The sequence below is a fragment of the Frondihabitans sp. 4ASC-45 genome (genome assembly GCF_049472575.1).
In the GTDB taxonomy this organism is placed as follows: domain Bacteria; phylum Actinomycetota; class Actinomycetes; order Actinomycetales; family Microbacteriaceae; genus Frondihabitans.
On sequence record NZ_JBCEBN010000010.1, the window covers coordinates 1 to 21,434 of the forward strand.

The window sequence follows — 21,434 nt, forward strand, 5'->3', positions numbered from 1 at the left end:
CTCGTGCGACCGGCCCGCTTCCCCCGTTCCTCCTCCCGACTGGCACACCACATGACCACCACCGTCCGCCCCTCGAGCGGCCCGAGCGCCCTCCTGCGGCGTCTCCGCTGGCCGAGCCGCGCCGTCTCCGGGAAGCCACGCTCTTCCGCCGGGGCCGCGGGATGGTCCGATCTCGACACCACGAGCCCCGCCGCCCAGTCGTTCCCCGCGCTGTCCACACCCGACCGCCTCCGCTTCTCGGGCTCGGCCGTCATCGTCGTCGGCCTGCTCGCGGTCGGCTTCGTCGCCCAGTTCGCCGGCGTCTCGCAGATCAGCGCCGTCCGCGACCAGCAGCTGTCGGTCTCGGATTTCCGCTACCAGCTCGCGAACGCCACCGCCCCGGTCGGCCAGACCGGCACAGACGGGCACCTGCTCGCCCTCGGCACCCCGGTGGCGATCCTCGAGATCCCCTCGATCGGTCTGAACCAGGTCGTCCTCGAGGGCACCTCCTCGTCGGTCACCGAGGGCGGGCCGGGTCACCGCCGCGACACACCGCTGCCCGGCCAGCAGGGCGCCAGCGTGCTCTACGGCCGCCAGGCCTCGAACGGTGCGCCCTTCGCCCACCTCGCCTCGCTCAAGGCCGGCGACGTCATCGTCGCGACGACCGGACAAGGATCCGCGAAGTACTCGGTGATCGGTGTTCGCCACGAGGGGGATCCCGTGCCGAAGGCGATGGCGTCGGGCGGCGGCCGACTAACCCTGGTGAGCGCCGAAGGGATGCCGTTCTTCCCCGATGGGATCGTCCGCGTCGATGCGACTCTCACGTCAGCCGCTCAGCCGACACCTCAGACCGTGCTCGACTACGCCGCGCTCGGCCAGGAGGAACTCCCGATGGTCGGCGACGGCGAAGCCTGGCCGTTCCTGCTGCTCGGGCTGATCCTCCTTTTCGGCCTGATCACGCTCTTCGCACTGAGCACACGCTTCTGGGGACGACGACAGACCTGGGTCGTCGCCGTTCCGGTGCTCCTCGCCGTCGGGCTCGTCGCCGCCCGACAGACCATGATCCTGCTTCCCAACCTGATGTGATTCGAGAACTCCCATGACTACTGCACCCGTTCCCGCACCGGTGTCCGGCACGGCCCCGCTCGACGCGCCTTCCGGTCCGTCCGCCGGTGTGCCGACCGGCCTCTCCACTACCGCCGAGTTCGGCGCCTGGTTCGACGAACCCGCCGTCGACACGGCCGCCCTTCCCGCCCTCGCCACCCTCGACGCTCGCGCGATCTCCGCCTGGTTCGGCGACCGCAAGGTGCTCGACCGGGTGTCGCTGACCATGCAGCCGGGGGAGGTGACGGCGCTGATCGGACCCTCGGGGTGCGGTAAGAGCACGTTCCTCCGGATCCTCAATCGCATGCACGAACTGGTGCCGAGCGCCTCACTCGCCGGCGAGGTGCTGCTCGACGGCGTCGACGTGTACGACGCGAGCCGCCGCATCACCGATGCCCGTCGTCAGATCGGAATGGTCTTTCAGAAGCCCAACCCGTTCCCGGCGATGAGCATCCAAGACAACGTGCTCTCCGGGCTGGCGCTGACCGGCGTGAAGCTCGACAAGTCGGCGAAGGCGGATCTCGTCGAGGAGACCCTTCTCAAGGCCGGCCTCTGGACCGAGGTCAAGGACCGCCTGCGTCAGCCGGGCGGCGGCCTCTCGGGCGGCCAGCAGCAGCGGCTCTGCATCGCGCGCTCGCTCGCCGTGCGCCCGCGAGTGCTGCTGATGGACGAGCCGTGCTCCGCACTCGACCCGACGTCGACGCGCCGCATCGAGCAGACGATCACCGAGCTCGCGACCGACGTGACCATCGTCATCGTGACCCACAACATGCAGCAGGCCCAGCGCGTCTCGAAGCGCTGCGCCTTCTTCCTCGCCGAGGCGGGCACCCCCGGTGCCATCGTCGAACACGGGCTCACCGAGGCCATGTTCGACCGCCCCCAGGATCCCCGGACTTCCGACTACGTCAACGGCCGCTTCGGCTGACGGGTCGTCCGGGCGAGGGAGCACCGGTGCTGGTGCGCCCTCCGGGTCCCGTCTCGCGCGAGCTGTTTCGGGACGGCGAGACGGGACCCCCACCAACCGCGCCGAGCGCGGCAGCTCGGCGCGGCTGTTCGGCGTGGGGCTCGGTGAATTGAGGGCGGGATCGTGACAGTCTTGACGGCGTGAACAGCTCGCGCGTCATCGTCGTCGGATCAGCGAATCAGGATTACCTCGTCCGCACCCCGAGGTCACCCCGTCCCGGTGAGACGACCATCGCGACGAGCCTCGCCAAGCAGCCCGGCGGCAAGGGCGCGAACCAAGCCGTCGCCGCCGCGCGGTTGGGGGCAGACGTCCACTTCGTCGGCGCAGTCGGTCGGGATGACGACGGCGCGCGGATCCTCCGCTCCCTTCAGACCGACGGCGTCTCGATCGACGACGTCTCGATCATCGACAGCCAGCCGACCGGCCTGGCCTTGATCATGGTCGACGACGCCGGCGAGAACTCGATCACGGTCGTCTCGGGGGCCAACAGCACCGTGACGGCCGACCGCGCCTCGCGGGCCGTGCGGCGCCTGGCACAGCCCGGGGCGATCCTCTCGCTCCAGGGGGAGCTCTCCGTTGCGGTGCTCGAGGCCAGCGTGCGGGCCGCCGCCGACACGGGTCTCCGCGTTCTGATCAACCTCGCGCCCTTCACGTCGATCGCGAGCGACGTGGTCGCGCTCGCCGACCCTCTCGTGCTTAACGAGGGCGAGGCCGCCGAGATGACGGGGCTTGCCGTCGCCGACAGGGCGGGGGCCGACGCGGCTCTCGAGGCCCTTCGGTCGCGGGCACGATCGGTCGTCATCACGCTCGGGCCCGAGGGAGCGATCTGGGCGACATCCGACGCGACCGGGCACGCACCCGCGGAGGCGACCGACGAGGTCGTCGACACGACCGGGGCAGGCGACGCCTTCACCGGCGCGATGGCCTCGGCGATCGCCCGTGGCAGCTCGCTCGCCGACGCGGTGAGCCTCGGCACCCGTGCTGGCAGCTTCGCGATCCACGGCCTCGGGGCGCAATCCTCGTACGCGAGGGCCGCCGACCTCGGCATCTGACAGGATCGACCCATGTCACGTATTCGCTGGGGAATCCTCGGTCCGGGCGGTATCGCCTCCACCTTCGTCGCCGACCTCGTCGGTGCTCGCGAACAGGGCGTCGACCTCGACGTGACCGCGGTCGGCTCGCGCACGCTGGCCACCGCACAGAAGTTCGCCGACGAGTTCGGCATCGCCCACGCGCACGGCAGCTATGAAGCTCTGGTGGCTGACGACACCGTCGATGCGATCTACATCGCCACCCCGCACGCCTTCCATCGAGACCAGGCCCTGCTCGCCATCGCCGCCGGCAAGCACGTGCTGATCGAGAAGCCGATCACGCTGAACGCCGACGAGGCACGCGAGGTCTACGCCGCGGCAGAGCAGGCCGGCGTGATCGCGCTGGAGGCGATGTGGACGCGATTCCTGCCGCAGAATCGGGAGCTCCGTCGGATCCTGCGCTCGGGAGCCATCGGCGACCTCCGTCTCTTCACCGGCACGCACGCGCAGAAGCTGCCGAGCGACCCCGACCACCGTCTCAACGACCCGGCGCTCGGTGGCGGGGCTCTGCTCGACCTCGGGGTCTACCCGGTGGCGTTCGCGCTCGATGTGCTGGGAGCGCCGACCTCGGTCAGCGCCAGCGGAGTGCTGAGCGACCGCGGCGTCGACCGATCGTCGGGCGTCGTGCTGTCGCACGACGGGGGAGCAACCTCGCTGATCTACAGCGCCCTCGACGTCGCGCTCGTCAACAGCGCCCGGATCGACGGCACCCACGGCCGTATCGAGATCGACGACACGTTCTTCGCCCCGTCGGGGTTCAGCGTCTACGCCGCCGACGGCTTGCTGGTGACGCGCTACGACGCCGACGACGACGGGCTGCGCGGAATGCAGTTCCAGGCGTTCGAGCTCGCGCGGCTCGTCGACGAGGGCTGGAGCGACGACGCCGCCCTCACGCCGGCCGCATCGATCGCGGTCATGGAGACGATGGACGAGGTGCGGCGCCAGCTCGGTGTCGTGTATCCCGGCGGCAGGTAGGGGCCAGCCTCGCTCGGGGGCTGGCGTTCTCGCTGACGTTTCGTAGGATGGCCTGGATGACTTCCGACGACGAGGCCACCTCGGCCGGCCCGCTTTCCCGCGCCACCGCCTTCATTCGCTCCCACCCCCGCGGCTCCGCGATCACGGGAGGGGCCCTGGCGCTGGTGCTGTTCGGCGGCTCCGCGCTAGCCGCCGGTGCGGCGACGGCCCCGACGGCGCCCTCGACGCAGGCGGGTGCGGTCGCCGACTCCACGCCGTCGCCGTCCGCTCCGTCGTCGAAGAAGGCCACCCCCAAGGCCACCTCGACCCCGAAAGCGACCGCGTCGGCCGAGCGTGCAAAACCGTCGCCCGTCGCCTCGCCCGTGCCGCTGCGCACCTGCTCCGTCGCCTCCGCGGCCGCCGACGGCCGTCTCGGCACCTTCGAGGGCACTGTCGTGAACGCCGCGACCGGCGCGACCCTCTTCGACCGCAACGGCCAGACCCCGGCGCGCACCGGAAGCGTGATGAAGACGCTCACGACCGCGACCGCGCTCTCGGTGCTCGGCCCCGACTACCGCTTCACGACCAAGGTCGTCGGCAAAGACGGCGACATCACGCTCGTCGGCGGCGGCGACGCCACTCTCTCGGCCACGCCGGCCGGTTCCGAGAGCGTCTACAGCGGAGCGCCGAAGCTCAGCGACCTCGCCACGCAGGTCAAATCGCGCCTCGGCACGAAGGCGCTCAAGTCGATCCAGCTCGACGACAGCTTCTGGAACGACGCCGACCGCTACGACGCCAGCTGGCCCCTCACCGAGCGCACCATCGGCTACCAGCCCGAGGTCGTCGCGCTCATGGTCGACGGCGATCGTGCCAACCCCGCCTTGGCGACGAGCCCGCGCAGCACCGACCCGGTCGGCCGTGCCGGTGAGGCCTTCCGCGCGGCCCTCGCCGCAGCCGGGGTGAAGGGCGCCTCGACGGCCCCACTCACCCGCGGCGTCGCGACCAGCAAGACCGTGCTCGGGCAGGTGCAGTCGCAGCCCGTGTCGACCCTCGTCGGGCAGATGATCCCGAACAGCGACAACACGCTGGCCGAGATGTTCGCTCGCGTGTCGTCAAAGGTCTCAGGATCCGACGGCTCGGCCGCATCCCTCACGAGCGTCTACCAGGCGGCCCTGAAGAAGGCGTACAGCCTCGACTCGTCGAAAATCAAGATCGTCGACGGCTCCGGCGAGAGCGCCAATAACGGCGTTCCGACGGCTTTCGAGGCGAACCTGATGATCAAGGTGCTGAACCGCGAAGGATCCCTCGGGGTCCTGTACGACGCCCTGCCCGTCTCGGGCCAGAGCGGCACCCTGGCGACGCGGTTCACCGGCGCGAACGCCGTCGCCCGCGGGGCCGTCCACGCCAAAACCGGCTGGATCGACAGCGCCTACACGCTCGCCGGAACCATCGACGCGAAAGACGGCACCAAGCTGGCGTTCGCGTTCTACGCCATCGGCAACGTCACCGGCACAGCCCGCGAGGCGCTCGACACGCTGACCACCGCCGCCTACTCGTGCGGCGCCAACCTGACCAACTCGTGATGCGCGCGCTCCTCATCGTCGACGTGCAGAACGACTTCACGGAGGGCGGGGCACTCGGCGTCGACGGGGGAGCGGCGGTCGCGCGGGGGATCACGGCGTTGGTGCGGGGTGGTGCCGGGGGTGCTGGGAGTGCCGGTGCTGGGGGCGCTGGCGGTGCCTCGGGTGTGTCTGGCGCTTCTGCCTCGGGTGTGTCTGGCGCGTCTGCTGCTTACGACCTCGTGGTGGCGTCGCGGGACTGGCACGATGCGGGGAACGACAACGGTGGGCATTTTGCGGGGGGAGCGGATCCTGATTTCGTTACTACCTGGCCTGTGCACTGCGTGGCCGGCACCGTCGGCGCGGACTACCACCCGAGCCTCGACACGGCTTTGATCGATGTGCATGTTCGCAAGGGCATGGGCGAGCCCGCGTACTCGATGTTCGAGGGCGTGACCGACGACGGCTCGCGCGTGGCGTCGGTGCTGGCCCGAGCCGGCGTCGACTCGGTCGACGTGGTCGGCATCGCGACCGACTACTGCGTGCGGGCCTCGGCGCTTGACGCGGTGGCGCTGCTCGGGGCGGGCGTGGGTGGCTTGCGTAATTCGCGTGGTGCTGGTGCTGGTGCTGGCGGTGCTGGGCGGGTGCGCGTGCTCGGCGATCTCGTCGCGGGCGTCGATGCCCGCTCGAGCGCCGCGGCTCTCGACGAGATGCGTGCTGCGGGCATCGAGGTCGTGTAGTCGCGCTGCGCTCGCTTTTGCTTCTGCCTGCGCCGAGATCGCACTTGGCGTCGGGTGTGGGCGACCTCAACTGCGATCTCGGCGTCGTGGGTCCGCCCGGGCCCGCCCGCCTGCCGCGAGATGGCCCTACCCACGATAAGCGTGGCTAGCTCCCGTCGATTAGGCCATCTCGTTGAGGCTCGTTGCCCGCGCCGAGATCGCACTTGGCGTCGGGTGTGGGCGACCTCAACTGCGATCTCGGCGTCGTGGGCTGTCCGGCAGTGTCCGCCCGCACGCCGCGAGATGGCCGTACCTACGTCGAGCGTGGCTAGCTCCCGTCAATTGGGCCATCTCGTGGGGGGAGCGACCGCCGTTCGCGCGTGCACCCAGGGCTATGGCCCGCACCATCGGCCCAGACCCGCAAGAGCGGCGTGCACCCGCCGGCTAGGGCGGCTGCCTGGGTCGACCGTGCGGGTGTGAGCCGATCGTGCGGGTGTGAGCCGATCGTGCGGGTGTGAGCCGATCGCGTGGGTGCGAGTCGGCCGGGCGGGTGCGAGTCGGCCGGGCGGGTGCGAGCCGGCCGGTCGGGTGCGAGCCGGCCGGTCGGGTGCGAGCCGGCCGGTCGGGTGCGAGCCGAAGCCAGCACACAGCCGCGAACTACACGAGCAGCTGGTGCTTGGCGAGATCGCGGTAGAGGGGCGTGCTTTGAACGAGCTCGGAGTGCGTGCCGACACCGACCACGGAGCCCTCGGCGAGCACGACGATCTGGTCGGAGTCGACCACCGTCGAGAGGCGGTGGGCGATGATGATCAGCGTGCGGTTCTCGGCGACCGCGTCGATCGCCTCGCGGAGACGCTGCTCGTTGATGCCGTCGAGAGACGAGGTCGACTCGTCGAGCAGAAGGATCGGCGGTGCCGCAAGAAGGGTGCGCGCGATGGCGAGGCGCTGCTTCTCGCCACCGGACAGCATCACGCCGTCTTCGCCGACCTGGGCGTCGAGGCCGTGCTCGCCGCGTTCGAGAACGGCGGTGAGGTTGACGGCCTCGAGTACGCGACGGCAGTCGTCGTCGGTGGCGCCGGGAGCGCCGAGCACGAGGTTGTCTCGGATCGTGCCGGCGAGCACGGGAGCGTCTTGCTCGACGTAGCCGATCTGAGCCCGGAGCTCGATGCGGTCGAGAGCCCGGATGTCGACGCCGCCGAGTCGGATCACGCCGGTCGTCGGATCGTAGAAGCGTTCGATGAGCGCGAGGATGGTTGACTTACCGGCACCGGACGGCCCGACTAGCGCGGTGCGCTTGCCCTGGGGTGCAGTGAACGAGACGCCGCGGAGCACTGTCAGGTCGGAGTCGACGCCCGATGACGGCGCAGGTTTGGGGGTGATGGGGGCGAGGAGCTCCTCCTCGCTGGGAGGAGCGGTCGGGTAGCTGAACTCGACGCCCTCGAAGGTCAGCGAGTGGTCGGACTCGGCCACGGTGCCAGCAGTCGCGGCCGCTCGGGCCAGAGCCTCGTCGTTCGCGGTCTCACCGGGGAGATCGATGATCTCTTGGATGCGGCCGAGAGCACCGAGCGCGGAGTTGACGCTGGTGACGGCGCCGAACGCCTGGCCGAGAGGCATGATCATGAGGAACAGGAACAGAATGAACGAAACGAGGTCGGCGATCGTGTCGGCACCGGTCGCGACACGGTAGCCGCCCACGCCGAGGACGACGAGGAACGACACCTGCATGGCGACGCTGGCGATCGGCACGACGACGGCGGAGGCGCTCGCCACCTCGAGACCGCGGTCGTAGGCGCCGCGGGCATCGACGTCGATGGCGTCGATTTCGCGCTCCGTGGCCCCGGAAGCCCGGACCGTGCGAATAGACGAGATAGCCCGCTCGACGGCGGCGGTCAGGTCGCCGACTTTGCGCTGTGCCCGCTGGCTCGCAACGCGGATGCGGCGCGACAGCGTCACGACGACCACGACCGAGATGGCCACGATCAGCACCGTGAGGGCCAGCAGCACGGGGTCGATGATTGCCATGCCGATGATGGCGCCGATGAAGGTGAGCGAGCCGCCGACCGCATCGACGAGCCCCTGCGTGAGGACGGCCCGGAGCAGGGTGGTGTCGGAGCCGACGCGCGACACGAGGTCGCCCGTCCGTCGCGCGTCGAATTCGCTGATCGGGAGGTTGAGCATCCGCGCAACGAGTCGACGGCGGCTCGAGAGCACGACCGCCTCGCCAGTTCGTTGCAGGAGGTAGTGCTGGAACCCGTTGACCAGGCCCGAGACGACCACCAAGGCGACGAGGGCGAAGACCAATGGCCCGAGAGGCTTGTTGGCCTGGACGAAGCCGATCACCTGCTGAACGAGCAGCGGTTGAGCCAGCGATGCGGCCGCACCGAGAACACTGAGCCCGACGATCACGAAGAGCACCGGTTTGTTCTCGAAGAGGTAGGGCAGCAGCTGGCTGAACTTCGCTCTGGGCCCCTCGGGAATGGGCCGCCCGTTACGGTCGAGACGCGGCGGGCGAGGGCGACGCGCGCGCTTCTTCGTGCCGGACGACGCAGAACCCGAAGAAGACGCCGAACCCGCAGCAGACGAAGACGCCGAGTCGGCAGAGGGCACCGACGCGGTCGGAGAAGCGGTGGGGCGCGAGTCGGTGTCGGAGCTCATTCTGTCCTTCTGATGGGTGCTCCGTCGATTTTAGCCTCGGCGTCCGACACCGCCCACGAATCCCTCGGGTCTGTGAATAACAGCCAGACGGCTAGCTCAGGTTGTCGCCGTAGTCGACGTCGCGCGTCTCTTTGCTGAGCACCAGTGCGCCGAGCGTGATGAGCGCCATCGCCGACAGGTAGACGCCGACGAGCCAGGTGCTTCCCTCGGCGGCTTTCCAGAGCGCCACGGCGATGAAGGGGGCGACTGCGGCGCCCAGGATGCTCGCAAAGTTGTAGCTGATGGCGGATCCTGTGTATCTGACGTTCGCGGGAAACAGCTCCGGCAGCACCGCACCCATGGGCCCGAAGGTGAGCCCCATCAGGATGAACCCGACGATCAGCAGACCCTGCGCACCGGCGAAACCTGCCCCGAAGAGCGGGGTGAACAAAAAGCCGAAGACGAGGATCCCACTGGTCACCACGAGCAGGAGGCGTCGCCGACCGAAGCGCTCGGCCAGCGGCCCCGACACGAGCGTGAAGATGCCGAAGAACGCGACACCGACGATGAGCATGAGCAGGAACTTCTCGCGGGTGTAGCCGAGCCCGGCCACGGGGGCGTCGGCTGGTGTCGTGCCGTAGGTGAGCGTGAACGTCGTCATCAGGTAGAAGAGCGTGTAGGTCGCCAGCATGATGAACGTGCCGAGGATCAGCTGACGCCAGCTGGTGCGGAACACGCGGCCGAGGGGGAGCTTCGACACGTTTCCGGTCTCGATGACCTTGGTGAACGCGGGGGTCTCGACGAGCTTGAATCGGGCGTAGAGGCCGACCGCGACGAGCAGGGCCGAGCCGAGGAACGGGATGCGCCAGCCCCAGCTGGCGAACGCCTCGGCCGACATCGACACGTTGAGCACCAGGAACAGCCCGTTGGCGATCATGAAGCCGATGGGTGCGCCGAGCTGCGGGAACGTGCCGTAGATGGCGCGCTTGCCCTTGGGGGCGTTCTCCGTCGCGAGCAACGCCGCCCCGCTCCATTCGCCGCCGAGTCCGAAGCCCTGGGCGAAGCGCAGGATGACGAGGAACGTCGGAGCCAGAATCGACCATCCGGTGGTTGTGCCGGCGGGAATGAGTCCGATCAAGAAGGTCGCGATACCCATCGTGAGCAGCGATGCGATGAGTGTGTTCTTCCGACCGATGCGGTCACCGAAGTGGCCGAAGACGATCGAGCCGACCGGTCGGGCGACGAAGGCGACGCCGAAGACCGCGAACGACTGGAGCAGAGCGATCGTCGGGTCGGAGTTGGCGAAGAAGAGGGTGGGGAACACCAGCACTGCCGCGGTCGCGTAGACGTAGAAGTCGTAGAACTCGATCGAGGTGCCGATGAGGCTCGCGACGATGACGCGGGAGCGCGAGTTCACCGGCGCGGCGTCGGAGCCGGTCGCGGTGGGCTTGCCGGGTGTTGCGGGCGTGGTGGTGCGGGCTGACATGCGAGTGTCTCCGTCGCTGACGTGCAGGGTGCGAGCCCGAGAGATCGCACCGAGAGAGGCGGCGGAGAGGCGCTTCGAGAGGCGGCGCGGGGTGAGGCGGGGCTCCCGAGCATCGTCGCCACCGGGGAAGTAATTGGCCGTTTGTAACAGCCGAGTGGCACATTACTACGACACGCCCGGCCCGTCGAACCGCGCGGCAGGGTTTCGCGAGCTCAGGCGGTACCGAGCGACCCCGGAAGCTGGTGTCCCATCCGGTCGCGCTTGGTGTCGAGGTACGACTCGTTGAACGTGCCGACGCCGACGACGAGGGGCACCATCTCGCTGACCTCGATGTCGTGCTGCGTGAGCTGCAGACGCTTGTCGGGGTTGTTCGACAGCAGCCGCACCGATGTGATGCCGAGGTCGCGCAGGATGTCGGCGGCCGCGACGTACTCGCGCGCGTCGGCGGGGAGTCCGAGCGCGAGGTTCGCGTCGAGCGTGTCGAGGCCCTCCTCCTGCAGCTTGTAGGCGCGCAGCTTGTTGATGAGGCCGATGCCTCGGCCCTCGTGGCCCCGGAGGTAGATCACCACGCCGCCGTGGTCGCGAATGGTGTCGAGGGCGGCGTCGAGCTGGGGCCCGCACTCGCACTTGAGTGACCCGAACGCTTCACCGGTGAGGCACTCCGAGTGCACGCGCACGATGGCGCCGTCGCCGGGACGCCCCGACACGATGGCGATGTGGTCCGCTCCGGTGTCGAGGTCGCGGTAGGCGCGCATGCGGAACGTGCCGTGCGTCGTCGGAACGGTGGTCTCGACTTCGAATGAGACGTGCGGTCGAACCGCGGGGGTGTCGGTCATGAAGAGCTCCCGCTCCGGGTGCGGGCGAGGATCGCGAGATCGTCGCCGAGGGGTGTGACGTGCGTCACGGTGAGACGGTGCTGCCCGTCGATCGTGTCGACGCCGAGGTCGCCGAGGGCGAGCCCGGGGCCACCGATCAGCGTCGGCGCCAGGTAGACGAGGATGTCGTCGGCGAGACCCCGACGGATGAATTCGGAGGCGACCGTCGGCCCGCCCTCGACGAACACGGTGCGGATTTCGCGGGCGTACAGGTCGGACAGCACCGCGTCGAGGTCGCGTGTGCCGGTGACGATCGCTTCGCGAGGGTGCTTCAGGATCCGACTGGTCGCCGGCAGGGACCGCTCACCAACCACCACCGGCACGGGCTGGCTCGCGAGCAACTCGCCGCCGTCGCCCCGGGCGGTCAGGCTCGGGTCGTCGCTGAGGACCGTGCCTGTTCCGACGAGGATGGCGTCGTGCTCCGCACGCTGCTCGTGTACGTGCTGACGAGCGGCCGCGCCCGTGATCCACTGGCTCGTGCCGTCGGAGGCCGCGGCGCGGCCGTCGAGGCTCGACGCCCATTTCACGGTGACGAACGGTCGGCCGAGTCGCACGGCGGTCAGCCATCGGCGCATCCACTCTGAGACCTCGTCGACCAGGACGCCCTCGTCGACCGGGACGCCGGCGTCTCTGAGACGCTCCTTGCCTCCGCCCGAGTGAGCACCGGGATCCTCGACGGAGAAGACGACCCGACTGATTCCCGCGTGGATGAGGGCCTCGCTGCACGGGCCCGTCCGCCCCCAGTGGTTGCAGGGTTCGAGCGTGACGACGGCGGTCAGGCCGCGTGCGTCGCCCCCGGGGAGTTTCGCGAGTGCGTCGACCTCGGCGTGCGGTGTGCCGGCCCCGCGGTGCCAGCCCTCGGCGACGGTCGCTCCGGCGTCGTCGAGCAGGACGCAGCCGACTCGAGCGTGCGGGCCGGTGACGGGACCGTGGGCGGCGAGGCTGAGTGCGTGCCGCATCGCAGTCGCGAGTCGGTCGGGGGAGAGGGGCACTGATCGGTCTTTCGAGTAGGGGGTTGCTGTTCGACCTTAGCCAACGCCCTCCGCCGTGCTGTATTCCGGGCAGGGTCGCAGGAGAGCAGTGGTGGCGCGGCAGGCAGGGTCAGAGCGGAGAGCCGACTCAGGGCCGAGCGACGCTCTCGGCCGGCCAGCCGGGCTTTTCGGTGGCGTCGTCGGTAGCCGAGAGAATGCCCTTCCAGCACTTCGGGTGACGCCCGGCGCGGTCGGGCTGGAGCCCGGGGCCCGTACCGATGTACCTGAAGCCGGAACGGCGGGCGACTCCGGCCGAACCGGTGTTGCCGACGTAGCCCTCCCACCGGATGTCAGGAAGGCCCTCGTCGAAGGTCCAGTCGCTGACCAGGCGCAGTGCCTCCGTCATCAGGCCGCGCCCCCGTGCCTCGGCGGCGGACCAGAAACCGACGTCGCGGTGCAGCAGACGGATGCTGATCATTCCGACGAGCAGGCTCGACCCGGGCTCGCGGAGCCCCCAGGTGTACTCGCGGCCGGTCGTCCAGCCGCGCTCGACCACCTGCGAGACGAAGAACTGGGCGTCGCGGAACGTGTACGGCACCGGCACCGTCGTGTACTTCTGGAGCTGTTCGTCTTGGCAGGCATCGAAGATGGCGCCGACATCGGCCGTCCGCGGCACTTCGAGCCGCAGCCGCTTCGATTCGAGCACGAACGGCAGCATGGTGTCGTCAGCCGAGCTGTCGACCGGAAGGGCCCCGACGGACGAAGCCGATCTTGTCGTAGACCGTCGCCAGAGTCGCCTCGGCGATTTCGGCCGCGCGGTCGGCGTTCTCGGCGAGGACCCGGTCGAGCTCGGCGGGGTCGTCGAGCAGCTCGAGGGTGCGTTCGCGGACCGGGGTGAACTTCTCGACGACGGCCTCGGCCACGTCACCCTTGAGATCGCCGTAGCCGCGCCCGGCATACGACTCTTCGAGCGCGGGGATCGCGGTGCCGGTGAAGGCCGACAGGATCGCGAGGAGGTTGGAGACGCCGGGCTTGGCACCCCGGTCGAAGCGGATTTCGCGTTCGGTGTCGGTGACCGCGCTCTTGATCTTCTTCGCGGTCTTCTTCGGCTCGTCGAGCATCCAGACGATGCCAGCGTCGCTCGCGGCCGACTTGCTCATCTTCGACTCCGGGTTCTGGAGGTCGTAGATGCGCGCGGTGTCTTTGAGAATGTAGGGCTCGGGCACGACGAACGTCTCGCCGAACCTCGAGTTGAAGCGCCCGGCCAGGGTGCGCGTGAGCTCGACGTGCTGCTTCTGGTCGTCGCCGACCGGAACGAGCTCGGTGCCGTAGAGCAGGATGTCTGCGGCCATCAGCACCGGGTAGGTGAAGAGGCCGACCGAGGCGGAGTCGGCGCCCTGCTTGGCCGACTTGTCTTTGAACTGTGTCATCCGGCTCGCCTCGCCGAAGCCCGTGAGCGTGTTGAGCACCCAGGCGAGCTCGGCATGGGCCGGCACGTGCGACTGGATGAAGAGAATGGACTTCGACGGGTCGATGCCACCGGCGATGTACTGCGCGGCAGTGCGGCGCGTGGTCGCCCGGAGCACCTCGGGGTCTTGCGGCACGGTTATGGCGTGCATGTCGACGACGCAGAAGAGGGCGTCGTATGTGTCTTGCAGCGCGACCCACTGCTGGAGGGCGCCGATGTAGTTGCCGGCGTGGAGGGAGTCGCCAGACGGCTGCATGCCGGAGAAGAGACGGGGGAGTGACATTGCGTTCCTCGGAGGAAGAGAGGGGAAGGAAAAGGGGAAGAGTTTTAGAAGGAGTAGTCGACGACGACAGGGGTGTGGTCGGACCATCGCTTGTCGTACGACTCGGCACGGTCGACGGCGTAGGCGGTGACCTTGTCGGCCAGAGCCGGAGTCGCCATCTGGTAGTCGATGCGCCAACCGGAATCGTTGTCGAAGGCCTGACCGCGCCATGACCACCAGGTATACGGCCCGTCGACCTCGCCGGCGGCCCGGCGACCCACATCGACCCAGCCGAGACCCGGGCCGGTCGTGCCGTCGACACCCTCGACGCTCGTACCCGCCTCGCCGAAGAACCGGTCGAAGTAGGCACGCTCGCGGGGCAGGAACCCGGCGCGCTTGACGTTGCCCTTCCAGTTTTTGATGTCGAGAGGAGTGTGCCCGACGTTGAGATCGCCCGTGACCACAGCCAACTCGTTGTGCTCCTGGAGTTCGGGAAGTCGCTTCGACATGGCGTCGAGGAACTTCCACTTCTCGTCTTGCTTGGGAGTGTCGACCTCGCCGGAGTGCACGTAGGTGCTGACGACGGTGACGATTGTGCCGTCGACGTCGTAGTCGGCCTCCAACCAGCGGCCGGCGCTGTCGAAGTCGGTCGGGCCGAGGTCGACGCGGTGGATCTCGGCCTTCTTGCGGCTGGCGATCGCGACACCCGCGCGACCCTTTGCGGACGCGGGGTCGTGGAGCACGTTCCACTCGGGGCCGAGGAGACCCTCGATGTCGTCGGTGGACGCCCGCACCTCCTGAATCGTGAGGATGTCGACGTCGCGGCTCTCGACCCACTCGCCCATGCCCTTGCGGTAGGCGGCGCGGATGCCGTTGACGTTGACAGTGGCGAGACGGAGACGTGAACCCATGCCGAAAAGACTACTGGCGCCCACCGACATGAGTGTCGAGGGCGCCAGCGGGGAAGAGCGGAGCGGTCAGGCCGCGTCGTGGTCGGTCGTGAGGAACTCGACCAGAGAGTCGGCGGTGGTCTCGGCGTCGTCGCCCGAGACGGTGAGGACGACCTCGTCGCCCGTGTTCACACCGAGGCCGAGCAGTCCGAGGATGCTCGCCGCGTTGACCGACTTGTCGCCCTTCGCGATGGTGACCTGGTGGCCGGAGGCCGTGACCGTCTGGACGAACAGCGACGCGGGTCGGGCGTGCAGGCCGGACGACGAGGCGACGGTGACGGTACGGGTGGCTTCGGACATGACTCCTCCAAGGGAAGTGGCTAGATGGTGATGGTGGTCGACGATCAGGCGCGGCCAGGCCAGAAGACCTCGGTGCCGGCCCCCTCGACCTCGCGGACGAGATCGAGGTTGACGCTCGGGTCAGTGATGATCGTATCGATCGCGGCGATGGGTGCGACGCGACCGAACTCCTCTCGGCCGAACTTGGTGTGATCTGCCAGGAGAACGCTTCGGCGGGCCGACTTGATGAGGGCCGACTTCACGGCCGCCTCCGAGATGTTGTGGGTGGTGAGGCCCCGTTCTGGCGTAATTCCGCCGACGCTGAGGAACGCGGTGTCGACCGAGACCATGCCGACGAGCTGGTGCGTCCAAGTGCCGACACCGGCGAGCGAGTCACGGCGGATGCTGCCGCCGAGCAGGTGGAGGTCGATGCCCGGGCGGTTGGCGACGGCCATGGCCACCGGCAGCGAATGCGTCACGACCGTCAGGCCGCGGTCAGACGGCAGCATCTGGGCGAGCAGGATCGTCGAGGTGCCGGCGTCGATGATGATCGAGCCGTTCTCGGGGATCTCGTCGACGGCCGCCTGCGCGATCACCATCTTCTCGGCCGTGTTGATTCCGCCTCGGTCGCCGACGCCCGGGTGGAAGGTGATGCGTTCCACGGGGATCGCCCCGCCGTGCGCCCGACGGACCAACCCTCGCCGCTCCAGGCTGGTGAGGTCGCGACGGATGGTCTCGGGAGTGACCTCGAGCAATTCGGCGAGGTCTCGGACATCGACCCGACCGTGCTGCCGAGCCTCTTCGACGATGCGGAGGTGGCGTTCTGGAGCGTACATCGGTCCTCATCGGTGAGAAATGGGCATCTTCGGGGTCGCAAACTCGGATCCGGAACCCAACCAAGCGCAAACAAATGTCTGTTGATGCATTTTTAGCCCTGATTTTGTTTGTTTGTCAATTCACTTCGAGGTATGGTCGTCCTTGCGCCTCGTGCGCGTTAGTCATGCGACGACAGTCGCTCCCAGACAGCTCAGCCCAGATGAAGGAGTCTCGGATGCCCGAACTGACCGGTGTAGGCGTAGGTCGCGGTACCGCGTCCGGCCCCGTCCTCCGTATGGCCGAACCCCTTGGCGAACCCGACCAGACCCCTCTCCAGGGCGACGCGGCCGACGCCAAGGCCCGAGTCGGCGAGGCGCTCGCGTTCGTCGCCGCGGATCTCGGCACGCGAGGCGCGGCAGCCGGCGGAGACGCGCAGGCCGTTCTCGAGGCGCAGGCGCTCATGGCTCAGGATCCCTCGATCCTCGATGACGTCCACGCACAGATCGACTCCGGCACGAACCCCGAGCGAGCGGTCTTCACGGCCTTCAAGTCGTTCCAAGACATCTTGAGCGGCATGGGCGGCTACATGGGCGAGCGCGCCGCCGACCTGGGCGACGTGGGCCAGCGGATCATTGCGCACCTCCGCGGCGTCAACGCTCCGGGCGTGCCCGAGTCGGCCACCCCCTTCATCCTCGTCGCCCGCGACCTCGCACCGGCCGACACGGCCCTTCTCGACCTCGACAAGGTGCTCGCTCTCATCACACGCGACGGCGGTCCCACGTCTCACACCGCGATCCTCGCCCGGTCCAAGGGCATCACGGCGATCGTCGGAGTTACCGAGGCCGAGAAGCTCGGCGACGGCGACGTCGTCATCGTCGACTCCGCTGCCGGCGTCGTCGTGACCGACCCCACCGCCGAGCAAATCGCCGACGCCGAGCAGAAGCGGGCCGAGCGTCTCGCCGCAGCCTCCGCGCCGCTCACGCCGGGCGCCCTCGCCGACGGCACGAAGGTTCCCCTCCTCGCGAACCTCGGCTCTCCGAAAGACGCCGCGGCGGCTGTCGCCCTCGGCGCCGAGGGCGTCGGGCTGTTCCGCACCGAGTTCCTGTTCCTCGACGCGCCCTACGCCCCCGACGTCGCCTCGCAGAAGGCGTCGTACGTCGCCCTGCTGAAGGAGTTCCCCGGCAAGAAGGTCGTCGTCCGTGCCCTCGACGCCGGTGCCGACAAGCCTCTGCCGTTCCTCACCGACTCGGGCGAAGAGAACCCGGCCCTCGGTCGTCGCGGCCTCCGCGCCCTTCGCGCCCACGAGCAGATCCTCCGCGACCAGCTCACGGCGCTCGCCGAAGCAGACGCCGAGACCGACGCCGACCTCTGGGTCATGGCGCCGATGGTCGCCGACGTCGAAGAGACCGAGTACTTCGTCGATCTGGCTCGCGAGCTCGGCATCAAGACCGCCGGAGTCATGGCCGAGGTCCCGTCGCTCGCACTGATGGCCGACCAGGTGCTCGGTGTCGCCGACTTCGTCTCGATCGGCACCAACGACCTCACCCAGTACACGATGGCCGCCGACCGCATGCTCGGCACCGTCGCCTCCTACCAGGATCCCTGGCACCCGGCAGTTCTGCGCCTCGTCGCCCAGCTCGGCGAGGCCGGCGCGCGGGCATCGAAGGGCGTGGGCATCTGCGGTGAGGCGGCCAGCGATCCGCTCCTCGCGGTCGTGCTCGTGGGCCTCGGCGCCACCACCCTGTCCATGACGCCCGCGGCCCTGGCCGATGTGCGCGCGGAACTCTCGACTCACACCCTCGACGAGGCGAAGGCGATGGCTCAGGCCGCCGTCGCCGCTCCGTCGGCTGCTGCGGCTCGTGCCGCGGCGGTGTCCTCCGTCTCCACCTCGTAATCAGCAACCCTGCCCTCCCGCATCACAACCCCCCACCACACGACAGAAAGATCCGACAATGACAACGACGTCTCCTGACGCCCGAGTGAAGGAAAGCGAAGGCGCCCGCGTTCGCATCCAGCGCTTTGGTGCCTTCCTCTCCGGCATGGTCATGCCCAACATCGCGATCTTCATCGCGTGGGGCTTCATCACCGCCTTCTTCATCGAGACCGGCTGGACTCCGGTCGGCATCCTCGGCGGCTTCGGCACCACCGACGGGGTGGCCAACATCGGCCTCGTCTCGCCGATCCTCACCTACCTGATCCCCCTCGCGATCGCCTTCCAGGGTGGCCGTATGGTCTATGACACCCGCGGCGCCGTCGTCGGATCGATCATGGCCATGGGTGTCATCGTCGGTGCGAACGGCACCATCATGATCCTCGGTGCGATGGTCTGTGGCCCCCTCGGCGCATTCCTCATCAAGCGTCTCGACCGCATCTGGGACGGCAAGATCAAGCCCGGCTTCGAGATGCTGGTCAACAACTACGCTGCCGGTATCCTCGGCTTCGCGCTCGCCCTCATCGGCTTCTTCTGGCTCGCGCCGCTCTTCAAGCTGATCGCCACCGGCCTCGGCAACGCGGTCGAGACCCTCATCAACGCCGGTCTGCTGCCGCTCGCGAGCATCATCATCGAGCCCGCCAAGATCCTGTTCCTCAACAACGCGATCAACCACGGCGTTCTCGACCAGCTCGGCGCCCAGCAGGTCCAGGACTCGGGCAAGTCGATCCTGTTCCTACTCGAGGCCAACCCCGGCCCCGGCCTCGGAATCCTCCTCGCCTTCACTTTCTTCGGAATCGGTGCGGCCCGTGCCTCGGCTCCCGGCGCGATCATCATCCAGTTCTTCGGTGGAATCCACGAGATCTACTTCCCGTTCGTGCTGCAGAAGCCTCAGCTGCTGCTCGCCGTCATCCTCGGTGGCGCCACTGGCGTCGGCACGAACGTCGCGTTCAACTCGGGTCTCGTCGCACCGGCCTCGCCCGGCTCGATCATCGCGGTCCTGGCCAACACGTCGCGTGACAGCTACGTCGGCGTGATCCTCTCGGTCGTCCTCTCGGCAGCCGTCTCGGGTGTCGTCGCTTCGCTGCTCCTCATCGCCAGCCGCAAGAGCGACCTGGCTCGTGAGGGCGCCGGCGACATGACCGAGGCGCTCGCCAAGATGCAGGCCTCGAAGGGCCGCGACGCCAACGCCGCGACCACCGCGCTGTTCGGCAACAACGCCCCCGCGACCGAAGAAGAGGCCGAGTCCTCCTTCGGCGGCGTCGGCACCGCTGGCGGAACGACGACGACGGCGACGCGCATCGACAACATCGTGTTCGCCTGCGACGCCGGAATGGGCTCCAGCGCCATGGGTGCGAGCGTGCTCCGCAACAAGATCAAGAAGGCCGGCATCGAAGGGGTCACGGTCGTCAACAAGTCGATCGCCAACCTCACCGGTGACGAGCAGCTCATCATCACGCACCAGGATCTGACCGCCCGTGCCAAGCAGAAGAACCCCACTGCCCAGCACATCTCGGTCGACAACTTCATGAACTCGCCGAAGTACGACGAGGTCGTCAACGAGATCTCGCACCAAAACTGATCCGCGGCCGGGGGGGATCCCTCAAGGATCCGACCCGGCTCACGATTCACACCAAGGACGGCGCCCTTTCGAGGGCGCCGTCCGTCGAACGAAAGTAGCATCAGAGTTATGACCGATTCCGTCCTGCAGAAGAGCCAGATCAAAGCCGAAGGCACCGCCACCACCAAGTTGGAGGCGATGAGAGAGGCCAGCGAGATCCTTCTGGAGGCGGGCTCGGTCACAGCCGACTACCTGCCGGCCATGATCGAGCGCGAGAAGAGCGTCTCGACCTACATGGGCAACTTCCTCGCGATCCCGCACGGCACCAACGAGGCGAAAGACGCGATCCTCAAGTCGGCCCTCTCGTTCGTCCGCTACACGACCCCGATCGACTGGGACGGCAACCCCGTCCACTTCGTCGTCGGAATCGCCGGCATCGAGAACGAGCACCTCGACATCCTCTCCAAGATCGCGATCATCTTCTCCGACGACGACCAGGTGCAGGCGCTTCGCGACGCCGCCGGCGTCGACGAGATCTTCACGCAGCTCGAAGAGGTCAACGAGTGAGCGACAGCACCGACTCGACTCCCGGCACCGCCGTCCACTTCGGCGCCGGTAACATCGGCCGAGGCTTCGTCGGCCTGCTGCTCCACGAGGCCGGCTACGAGGTCGTCTTTTCTGACGTCAACGCCGAGCTGATCAACGAGCTCGCCGCCGCCGACTCCTACGTGGTGCACGAGGTCGGAACGGGAGCCCGCGACCACGAGGTCACTCGGTTCCGCGCGCTCAACTCGTCGGCCGATCCCGCGGCGGTCGTCCAGGCCGTTGCCACCGCCGACATCGTCACCTGCGCCGTGGGCCCGAACGTGCTGCGCTACATCGCGCCGGCGATCGCCGAGGGCCTCGCAGCGCGCGACGCCGCGCTGCCGAAACTCGCCGTTCTCGCCTGCGAGAATGCGATCAACGCGACCGACCGCCTCGAGGAGTTCATCGTCGCCGCCCTGCCGGGCGGAGCCTCGGATCCTTCTCTCGCGAAAGCGATCTTCGCCAACACGGCCGTCGACCGCATCGTGCCGGCGCAGGCCCCGGGCCAGGGCCTCGACGTCACCGTCGAGACCTACTTCGAGTGGGCCATCGACCGCACGCCGTTCGAGGGCGCCGAGCCCCAGATTCCGGGTGTCCACTGGGTCGACGGCCTCGAAGCCTCGATCGAGCGGAAGCTCTTCACGGTCAACACCGGCCACGCGACGACGGCGTACTTCGGTTTTGCCGCCGGCGCCGAAAAGATCTCGGACGCCATCGCGCTGCCCGAGGTCCATGCCGCTGTCGAGGCAGTCCTCGCTGAGACGAGCGCGCTGCTCATCGCCAAGCACGAGCTCGACCCGGCCGAGCACGCGAAGTACGTCGCGGCGATTCTCACGCGCTTCGAGAACGCGAGCCTGCCCGACACGGTCACCCGTGTTGGTCGCCAGCCGCTCCGCAAGCTGTCGCGAGACGAGCGGTTTGTATCGCCCGGTGCGGCCATTGCCGAGTCGGGCACCGAGCCGACTGCGCTGCTCGACGCCATGGGCGCGGCGTTGAAGTTCGACGTCACCGACGACGAGCAGAGCGTCGAGCTGCAGGCGATGCTGGCCGACACCTCGCTCGACGATGAGACCGTCGCGACGACGATCACGGGCCTCGATGCCGGGCACCCGCTCGTCGCCCCGTTCGCCGCACGAGTAGCTGCCGCGCGCGCCTAGCCCGCACCTCGAACCGACCTGAATCGGCCACCCCGACGCGAAGACCGTGTCGGGGTGGCCGATTCGCGTCTGGCCGTCGCGGCGGCCGAC

The 21,434-nt window shown here is 68.6% G+C and carries 18 protein-coding genes and 1 pseudogene; 10 read left to right on the forward strand and 9 right to left on the reverse strand.

Going from position 1 to position 21,434, the window contains the following annotated elements; translation table 11 throughout:
• The first annotated feature begins 51 nt into the window (after positions 1-51).
• From VH571_RS14445 to VH571_RS14470, 6 genes are all read left to right on the forward strand, one after another.
• Positions 52-1,065: a sortase gene (locus tag VH571_RS14445; RefSeq protein ID WP_423265125.1), complete on the forward strand. Its 1,014-nt coding sequence runs from the start codon at positions 52-54 to the stop codon at positions 1,063-1,065.
• A gap of 13 nt (positions 1,066-1,078) precedes the next feature.
• Complete coding sequence (locus VH571_RS14450) at positions 1,079-2,008, forward strand: phosphate ABC transporter ATP-binding protein (protein ID WP_423265126.1); 930 nt, start codon at positions 1,079-1,081, stop codon at positions 2,006-2,008.
• Positions 2,009-2,187: 179 nt separating this feature from the next.
• Positions 2,188-3,099, forward strand: coding sequence for a ribokinase (locus VH571_RS14455; RefSeq protein WP_423265127.1), 912 nt, complete (start codon positions 2,188-2,190; stop codon positions 3,097-3,099).
• Between the two features lie 12 nt (positions 3,100-3,111).
• Positions 3,112-4,113, forward strand: coding sequence for a Gfo/Idh/MocA family protein (locus tag VH571_RS14460; RefSeq protein ID WP_423265128.1), 1,002 nt, complete (start codon positions 3,112-3,114; stop codon positions 4,111-4,113).
• Between the two features lie 56 nt (positions 4,114-4,169).
• Positions 4,170-5,675, forward strand: coding sequence for a D-alanyl-D-alanine carboxypeptidase/D-alanyl-D-alanine-endopeptidase (locus VH571_RS14465; protein WP_423265129.1), 1,506 nt, complete (start codon positions 4,170-4,172; stop codon positions 5,673-5,675).
• On the forward strand, positions 5,672-6,391 hold the full coding sequence (locus tag VH571_RS14470) for an isochorismatase family protein (RefSeq protein ID WP_423265218.1): 720 nt from the start codon (positions 5,672-5,674) through the stop codon (positions 6,389-6,391). The genes VH571_RS14465 and VH571_RS14470 overlap by 4 nt, the downstream gene beginning before the upstream one ends.
• 636 nt (positions 6,392-7,027) lie before the next feature.
• Here VH571_RS14470 and VH571_RS14475 read toward each other — a convergent pair.
• From VH571_RS14475 to VH571_RS14515, 9 genes and pseudogenes are all read right to left on the reverse strand, one after another.
• Positions 7,028-9,025, reverse strand: a complete 1,998-nt coding sequence (locus tag VH571_RS14475; protein WP_423265130.1) for an ABC transporter ATP-binding protein — start codon at positions 9,023-9,025, stop codon at positions 7,028-7,030.
• A gap of 91 nt (positions 9,026-9,116) precedes the next feature.
• Positions 9,117-10,490: an MFS transporter gene (locus VH571_RS14480; RefSeq protein WP_423265131.1), complete on the reverse strand. Its 1,374-nt coding sequence runs from the start codon at positions 10,488-10,490 to the stop codon at positions 9,117-9,119.
• Between the two features lie 212 nt (positions 10,491-10,702).
• Positions 10,703-11,296 (reverse strand): annotated as a pseudogene (ribA, locus tag VH571_RS14485) (GTP cyclohydrolase II); the annotation flags it as partial.
• A 26-nt stretch (positions 11,297-11,322) separates the two neighbouring features.
• Positions 11,323-12,324, reverse strand: coding sequence for a bifunctional diaminohydroxyphosphoribosylaminopyrimidine deaminase/5-amino-6-(5-phosphoribosylamino)uracil reductase RibD (gene ribD, locus VH571_RS14490; protein ID WP_423265219.1), 1,002 nt, complete (start codon positions 12,322-12,324; stop codon positions 11,323-11,325).
• A 160-nt stretch (positions 12,325-12,484) separates the two neighbouring features.
• Positions 12,485-13,042, reverse strand: a complete 558-nt coding sequence (locus VH571_RS14495; protein WP_423265132.1) for a GNAT family N-acetyltransferase — start codon at positions 13,040-13,042, stop codon at positions 12,485-12,487.
• A 19-nt stretch (positions 13,043-13,061) separates the two neighbouring features.
• On the reverse strand, positions 13,062-14,087 hold the full coding sequence (trpS, locus tag VH571_RS14500) for a tryptophan--tRNA ligase (RefSeq protein ID WP_423265133.1): 1,026 nt from the start codon (positions 14,085-14,087) through the stop codon (positions 13,062-13,064).
• A gap of 44 nt (positions 14,088-14,131) precedes the next feature.
• Positions 14,132-14,977 carry an exodeoxyribonuclease III gene (locus tag VH571_RS14505; protein ID WP_423265134.1) on the reverse strand — a complete coding sequence of 282 codons (846 nt, stop codon included), beginning with the start codon at positions 14,975-14,977 and terminating at the stop codon, positions 14,132-14,134.
• A 66-nt stretch (positions 14,978-15,043) separates the two neighbouring features.
• Positions 15,044-15,316 carry an HPr family phosphocarrier protein gene (locus tag VH571_RS14510; RefSeq protein ID WP_123942003.1) on the reverse strand — a complete coding sequence of 91 codons (273 nt, stop codon included), beginning with the start codon at positions 15,314-15,316 and terminating at the stop codon, positions 15,044-15,046.
• A 44-nt stretch (positions 15,317-15,360) separates the two neighbouring features.
• Complete coding sequence (locus VH571_RS14515) at positions 15,361-16,131, reverse strand: DeoR/GlpR family DNA-binding transcription regulator (protein WP_055959507.1); 771 nt, start codon at positions 16,129-16,131, stop codon at positions 15,361-15,363.
• 215 nt (positions 16,132-16,346) lie between these two features.
• On the opposite strand from VH571_RS14515, the gene ptsP reads away from it, so the two are divergent.
• From ptsP to VH571_RS14535, 4 genes are all read left to right on the forward strand, one after another.
• Complete coding sequence (gene ptsP / locus VH571_RS14520) at positions 16,347-18,005, forward strand: phosphoenolpyruvate--protein phosphotransferase (protein WP_423265135.1); 1,659 nt, start codon at positions 16,347-16,349, stop codon at positions 18,003-18,005.
• A gap of 58 nt (positions 18,006-18,063) precedes the next feature.
• Complete coding sequence (locus VH571_RS14525; protein WP_055959503.1) at positions 18,064-19,623, forward strand: PTS mannitol transporter subunit IICB; 1,560 nt, start codon at positions 18,064-18,066, stop codon at positions 19,621-19,623.
• Between the two features lie 108 nt (positions 19,624-19,731).
• Positions 19,732-20,169, forward strand: a complete 438-nt coding sequence (locus VH571_RS14530; RefSeq protein ID WP_055959501.1) for a PTS sugar transporter subunit IIA — start codon at positions 19,732-19,734, stop codon at positions 20,167-20,169.
• The gene (locus VH571_RS14535) at positions 20,166-21,344 is read left to right on the forward strand and encodes a mannitol-1-phosphate 5-dehydrogenase (protein WP_423265136.1); all 1,179 of its coding nucleotides are present in this window, start codon (positions 20,166-20,168) and stop codon (positions 21,342-21,344) included. The genes VH571_RS14530 and VH571_RS14535 overlap by 4 nt, the downstream gene beginning before the upstream one ends.
• Positions 21,345-21,434: the final 90 nt, after the last annotated feature.